This window comes from Actinoallomurus acaciae, assembly GCF_042429965.1.
Lineage (GTDB): Bacteria > Actinomycetota > Actinomycetes > Streptosporangiales > Streptosporangiaceae > Actinoallomurus > Actinoallomurus acaciae.
This window is the reverse complement of record NZ_JBHLZP010000467.1, coordinates 1-6,316: the sequence shown is the minus strand read 5'-3', so window position 1 is coordinate 6,316 and position 6,316 is coordinate 1. Positions and strand designations below refer to the sequence as shown.

At 72.6% G+C, this 6,316-nt stretch carries 7 protein-coding genes; all 7 read left to right on the top strand.

The window, feature by feature from the left end; translation table 11 throughout:
- The coding region (gene mbhE / locus ACFFNX_RS38810) for a hydrogen gas-evolving membrane-bound hydrogenase subunit E (protein ID WP_378211113.1) at positions 1 to 646 on the top strand (646 nt) is incomplete at its 5' end.
- Complete coding sequence (locus ACFFNX_RS38805) at positions 643 to 981, top strand: sodium:proton antiporter (RefSeq protein ID WP_378211111.1); 339 nt, start codon at positions 643 to 645, stop codon at positions 979 to 981. The genes mbhE and ACFFNX_RS38805, both read left to right, overlap by 4 nt.
- Positions 978 to 2,450, top strand: coding sequence for a monovalent cation/H+ antiporter subunit D family protein (locus ACFFNX_RS38800; RefSeq protein WP_378211109.1), 1,473 nt, complete (start codon positions 978 to 980; stop codon positions 2,448 to 2,450). The genes ACFFNX_RS38805 and ACFFNX_RS38800 overlap by 4 nt, the downstream gene beginning before the upstream one ends.
- A complete protein-coding gene (locus ACFFNX_RS38795) occupies positions 2,447 to 2,827 on the top strand; it encodes a Na+/H+ antiporter subunit E (RefSeq protein WP_378211107.1) in 381 nt (126 codons plus the stop codon). The genes ACFFNX_RS38800 and ACFFNX_RS38795 overlap by 4 nt, the downstream gene beginning before the upstream one ends.
- Positions 2,824 to 3,084, top strand: a complete 261-nt coding sequence (locus ACFFNX_RS38790; protein ID WP_378211105.1) for an MrpF/PhaF family protein — start codon at positions 2,824 to 2,826, stop codon at positions 3,082 to 3,084. Before ACFFNX_RS38795 ends, ACFFNX_RS38790 begins: the two co-directional genes overlap by 4 nt.
- A complete protein-coding gene (gene mnhG / locus ACFFNX_RS38785) occupies positions 3,081 to 3,413 on the top strand; it encodes a monovalent cation/H(+) antiporter subunit G (protein ID WP_378211103.1) in 333 nt (110 codons plus the stop codon). Before ACFFNX_RS38790 ends, mnhG begins: the two co-directional genes overlap by 4 nt.
- A gap of 103 nt (positions 3,414 to 3,516) precedes the next feature.
- Positions 3,517 to 6,225, top strand: coding sequence for a cation-transporting P-type ATPase (locus ACFFNX_RS38780; protein ID WP_378211101.1), 2,709 nt, complete (start codon positions 3,517 to 3,519; stop codon positions 6,223 to 6,225).
- Positions 6,226 to 6,316: the final 91 nt, after the last annotated feature.

Sequence of the window (6,316 nt, the reverse complement as noted above, 5' to 3'; positions counted from 1 at the left end):
CGGAGCCGCCGCGGCGGCGGGGACGCTGGCGATGACCGGCCGGCGGGACCTGTCGCCGGCGGGCAGATTCTTCCTCCACGCCGCGGAACCCGTGGCGGGCGGGCGCAACGTGGTGAACACCATCCTCGTCGACTTCCGCGGCCTGGACACCCTCGGCGAGGCGAGTGTGCTCACGGCGGTAGCACTCGGGCTGTGCCTGCTGCCCGGCGCGGACGGCGGCGGCCAGGCGGCGCCGTACGGCACGCTTCTCGGGCCGGGGCGGCGTCTGCTGGTCCCGATCATCGCGGCCCTGTCGGCGTACCTGTTCCTGCGCGGTCACGACGAGCCCGGCGGTGGGTTCGCCGCCGCGCTGGTCGCGGGCCTGGCGGTCACGTTGGGCGCGCTGGCGGGGCCTTCGGGGGCGACCGGCTCGTGGTCGCGGTGGAACGGGCGTCTCCTCGCGGCCGGTCTGGTGCTCTCCGTGGCGACCGGGCTGGCGGGCACGGTGCTGGGCAGGCCGTTCCTCACCCCGCTCAAGGTGTCGTTGCCGGGCGGGGTCGTCCTGTCCTCCTCGCTCCTGTTCGACCTCGGCGTGTACCTCATGGTGCTGGGGCTGACGGTCACCGCGATCGGCCGGTTCGGCCCGGGCGAGGGAGGACGGCCGTGACCGCGGCGATCGCCGTGGGCGTGCTCGTGGCCGGTGGGGTCTTCCTCATCCTCCGCTCCGACCCCGTACGGGTCGTCTTCGGCTTCGTCCTGCTGGGCCATGCGGTCAACCTCTTCCTGACGGCCTCCGGCGGACTGGTGCGGCGGGCCGCGCCGCTGGTCGGGCGGAGCGACCCCGCCCGGATGGCCGACCCGCTGCCGCAGGCGTTCGTGCTCACCGCCGTCGTCATCACGTTCGGCATCACCATGTACCTGCTGGGCCTGGTACGCGCCGACCCTCCGGCGGCGGAGCCGGAGGAAGAGCGCTCCGGCGACGGCCCGGCGGCCGCGGAGTGAACGGCTCGGTACTGCCGCTCCTCGTGGCCGCGCCGCTGCTGGCGGCCGGGTTGTGCGTCGCGGTTCCGGACCGGCGGCTGCACCGGGCGGCCGGCATGGCCGTCAACGCCGGCGTCCTTCTGGCCGGCGGCCTGTTGCTCGCCGCGGGCTCCGCCGGCGCGGTGGTGACCCAGCGCGTGGGCGAGTGGCCACCGGGTATCGCGATCGTCTTCGCGTCCGACGCCTTCAGCGCGCTCCTGCTGAGCGTCAGCGCGCTTCTCATGCTCGCGGGCCTGGCGCTCGCCCGCGTGACCGGTGAGGACGCTCACCCGCTGTTCACGCCGCTGGCGCTCGCCCTGTCGGCGGGCGTGTACGGCGCACTGCTCACCGCGGACCTCTTCGACCTCTTCGTGTTCGTGGAGGTCATGCTCGTGCCCTCGTACGCGCTGCTCACCGCGAGCGGCGAGCGCGGCCGGATCACGGCCGGGCGGATCTACGTCACCGTCAGCCTGCTCGCCTCCACGCTCTTCCTCGCCGGAGCCGGCTTCATGTACGGCGTGACGGGCACGGTGAACCTGGGTGAGCTGGGCGGGACCGCCCGGTACAGCCCGGCCGCCGCCCTGGCGGGCGGGATCGTGCTCCTGGCGATGGCGGCCAAGGCGGCCGTCGTTCCGCTGCACGGCTGGCTGCCCCGTACCTATCCGGACGCCTCGCCGGCGGTGGCGGTGATCTTCTCCGGCCTCCTGACCAAGGTCGGCCTCTATGTGATCATCAGGGTGTACGCGGTCGTCTTCGGCGGGATGGACCACTACCGCTGGGTGATCATGACGGCGGCCCTGCTCACGATGGTGATCGGTGTCCTGGGCGCCGTGGGCGAGCAGTCGATGCGCGGCATCCTGTCCTTCCACATGGTCAGTCAGATCGGCTACATCCTGCTCGGCCTGGCCCTGTTCACCCTGCCGGGGCTCACCGCGGCGATCTTCTACATGGTGCAGTACATCCTGGTCAAGGCCGCCCTGCTGGCATGCGCCGGCGGTGTGGAGACGACGTACGGCACCGGCCGGCTCGACCGCCTCGACGAACTGGCCCGGCGCAACCCGCTGCCGGCCGGGGTGTTCATGGTCGCGGCCCTCTCCCTGGCCGGGCTGCCTCCGCTGTCCGGGTTCGTCGCCAAGCTGAGCCTCATCCGGGCGGCGGCGGACCGCTCCGACCACGTCGCCGTCGCGGTCGCCACCGCCGTCAGCCTCTTCACCCTGCTCTCGATGATCAAGATCTGGGCCGGCGCCTACTGGGGCGAGATCGCCTCCGGTACGCGATCCGGCGGGCACCGGCACGCCCGGATCCGATGGACGCTCACCGCGCCCGCGCTGCTCCTCGCCGCGCCGTCCGTCGCACTCGGCATCTGGGCGCAACCGCTGCTCCACGTCGCCGGCACGGCGGCGAAAGGGCTGACCGACACCTCGGCGTACGTACGGGCGGTGACGAGGTGACCGGGCGGCCGCCGCCCCCGGCGCGGCGCGCGGCGGTACGGGCGGCACGCGCCGTGGCGTTCCTCGGCCACTTCACCCGCCTGTTCCTCCAGGCCAACGTCACCGTCGCCTGGGAGATCATCACACCCGGCAGCGGGCTGGCCCCGGCCATCGTCGAACTGCCCCTGCGAGCCCGGACCACGCTGGAGGTCATCGTGCTGGCGCACCTCATCATGCTGATACCCGGAACGCTCGTCATCGAGGCGCGGACCGATCCGCCCACCCTGTTCGTCCACGGGATGCACGCCCCGGATCCCGCCTACTTCATCGACCGGCTGCACGACCTGGAAGACCGGCTGCTGGCCGTCCTGCGCCCCGCCGGAGGTGGAGGTCCATGACCCTGGTGATCGACGTCCTGCTCGTCATGCTCACGGCCGCCATGGGGATCGTCATCTGGCGGGCGGTGCGCGGCCCCACCGACGCCGACCGGCTGATCGCGGTGGATCTCGGCTTCGTCGTGTTCGTCGCCGCCACCGCCCTGCTCGCCGCGGACGCACGCGCGCACGCCACGCTCGCGCTGGTGCTCGTCGTGACGCTGGTGGGGTTCCTCGCCACCGTCGCCATCGCCCTGCTACTCGAAGGACGAACGCCGTGACCGTACCGAACCTGATCGGCGGGGCGCTCGCCCTCGTCGGCACGAGCCTCATCGCCATCGCCGCGCTGGGCCTCGCGCGCCTGCCGGACGCCTACAACCGCGCCAACGCCGTGTCGAAGGCCGCGACGCTCGGCGTCGTCAGCGTGCTGCTCGGCGTGATGCTGCTGATGCCGGCGCCGGACACGGTCGCCGTCCTCGGCCTCGGTGTCCTGCTGCAACTGCTCACCATGCCGTTCGGCGCGTACGCGGTCGGCCGCGCCGCGTACCGGTCCGGCACTCCGCTGGCCGCGTGCACCCACCGCGACGACCTTCGCGGCCGCGACCGGTGAGCGCCTCCCACGCACGCGGGCGCCCGCGACGTTCCGGCGGCACGGCACGGGACCAAAGGCCCTGCCTGCCGCCTCCGCGTGAAGCCAGCCTGAGCCTATGAACATGCCCACGGTTCCGACGTCCGGCAACGTTCCCCACGGCCTGGCGGCCCATGAGGTCCTCCTGTCGCTGGACACCGACGGCGAGCACGGACTGACCACCGAGGAGGCCACGAGACGGCGGGAGCGGTTCGGCCCCAACCTGCTCCCCGCCACCGCGGGCGCCGGGGTCGTGACCCGGATGCTGCGGCAGTTCCACCATCCGCTGATCTACGTGCTGATCGCCGCCGGCGCGATCACCGCCGGGCTGGGCGAGTTCGTCGACTCCGCCGTGATCTTCGCGGTGGTCGTGGTCAACGCGATCATCGGATTCGTCCAGGAGTCGAAGGCCGAGGGCGCGCTGGACGCGCTGCGGTCCATGGTGCGCGGCGAGGCCAGTGTGGTCCGCGACGGCCGGGAGGAGAAGGTGCCCGCTGAGGACCTCGTCCCCGGCGATCTCGTACGGGTGGCGGCCGGTGACAAGGTCCCGGCCGACCTCCGGCTGGTCCGGCCCGCGGAGTTGCGGGTGGACGAGTCGGCGCTCACCGGCGAGTCCGCTCCCGTGGTCAAGGACGAGGCGGTGCTTCCGGAGCCGACGCCCATGGCCGACCGGCGCAACATGGCGTACTCGGGCACGCTGGTGACCTCCGGCAGCGGGACGGGCGTCACGGTCGCGACCGGGGCGAGGACCGAGCTGGGGAGGATCCACCGGCTCGTCGGGTCCGCCCAGACACTCGCCACCCCGCTGACCGAGAAACTCTCGTGGTTCAGCAAGGTGCTGACGGTGGCGATCCTCTCCCTGGCGGCGCTCACCTTCGGCGTCGGCGTCGTGCGCGGGGAGAAGCCCGTGGAGATGTTCACCGCGGCGATCGCCCTCGCCGTCGGCGCCATCCCCGAGGGGCTGCCCGCCGCCGTCACGATCACACTCGCCATCGGAGTCGCGCGGATGGCACGGCGGCGGGCCGTGATACGCCGCCTGCCCGCCGTCGAGACCCTGGGCGGCACCACGGTCATCTGCTCGGACAAGACCGGTACGCTCACCGAGAACCAGATGACGGTCCGGGCCGTGTGGACACCCGACGGCGAGTACGAGGTGACCGGCTCCGGCTACGATCCGGACGGCGAACTGCGCGACGGCGACGCCAACGTGGTCACCGCGGAGGCGAGCGAGGCGCTGCGATGGTGCCTGCTGGCCGGTGCCGGCTGCACCGACGCCGCGTTCGTCCTCGACGGCGGGCGGCGGACCCTGGCCGGGGACCCCACCGAGGGCGCGATGCTCGTCGCCGCCGGCAAGGGCGGCCTCCCGCCGGAGCAGGTCACCACGGCCTGTCCGCGCATCGCCACCATTCCGTTCACCTCCGCACGGGGCTACATGGCGACCCTGCACCACGACCGCGCCACCGGCGACCACGTCGTCCTGGTCAAGGGAGCGGCCGAACGCGTCCTGGCGATGTGCCGCGCGCAGCTGACCGCCGACGGCACCGCCGTGCCGCTGCGCCCCGACGCGGTGCTGGCCGCCACCGAGCGCCTGGCCGGACGGGGCCTGCGGGTCCTGGCCACGGCGATCGGCCCGGGTCACGGCGCCACCGCGCCGCGGCTCGACGAAGACGCTCTTCCCGGCACTCTGGTGCTGACCGGCCTGCAGGCGATGCACGACCCGCCCCGGCCCGCCGCCGCGGCCGCCGTACGCGCGTGTCACACCGCGGGCATCACCGTAAAGATGATCACGGGGGACCACGCGAAAACCGCCACGGCGATCGCCGGCCACCTCGGGCTGATCGGCGAAGGGCCCGACGGGCGCGTGCTCACCGAGACGGACCTGGCCGCCCTGCCGGCCGAGCGGTACCCCGACGCGGTCGACCGCGCGTCCGTCTTCGCCCGCGTCTCCCCCGAACAGAAACTGCGGCTGGTCAAGGCCCTCCAGGCGCGAAAGCACATCGTGGCGATGACCGGAGACGGCGTCAACGACGCCCCCGCGCTGCGCCAGGCCAACATCGGCATCGCCATGGGCACGGGCGGCACCGAGGTCGCCAAGGAGGCCGCCGACATGGTGCTCACCGACGACGACTTCGCCACCATCGAGGCCGCTGTCGAGGAGGGCCGCGGGGTCTTCGACAACCTCACCAAGTTCATCGTCTGGACGCTCCCCACCAACATCGGTGAAGGCATGGTCATCCTCGTGGCCATCCTCATCGGCGCGCGCCTGCCGATCCTGCCCACGCAGATCCTGTGGATCAACATGACCACCGCCGTCGCGCTCGGCCTGATGCTCGCCTTCGAGCCCAAAGAGGCCGGGATCATGAACCGCCCGCCACGCGACCCCGGCCGGCCGCTGCTGACCGGCGCACTGCTCATCCGGATCCTGCTGGTCTCCGCCCTGCTCGTCGGCGGCTCCTGGTGGATCTTCAAGTGGGAGGAGGCGATCGGCTCGGGCCTCACCGAGGCACGCACGGCGGCGCTCAACCTGTTCGTGACGGTCGGGGTGTTCTACCTGTTCAGCTGCCGCTCGCTCACCCGCTCCATGTGGCGCATCGGCCCGCTCAGCAACCGATGGGTCATCGGCGGCGTGACCGTGCAGGCCCTCGGCCAGGCCGCCATCACCTACCTGCCCGCCATGAACCACCTGTTCCGCACCGCCCCGATCGGCGCCCAGTCCTGGCTGCGGATCGTCGCGATCGCCGTCCTCGCCTCCCTCGTCGTGGCCGTCGACAAACGCCTGCGCCGCACCGCCTAGTGCCGCATCAAGCATCGTTCGCCCTGTTGTGGTGATGCGCCGTGTGGGTGCTGGCTCCCGCCTGTATCTGGCGTCCAGTCTGTGCGGGTGG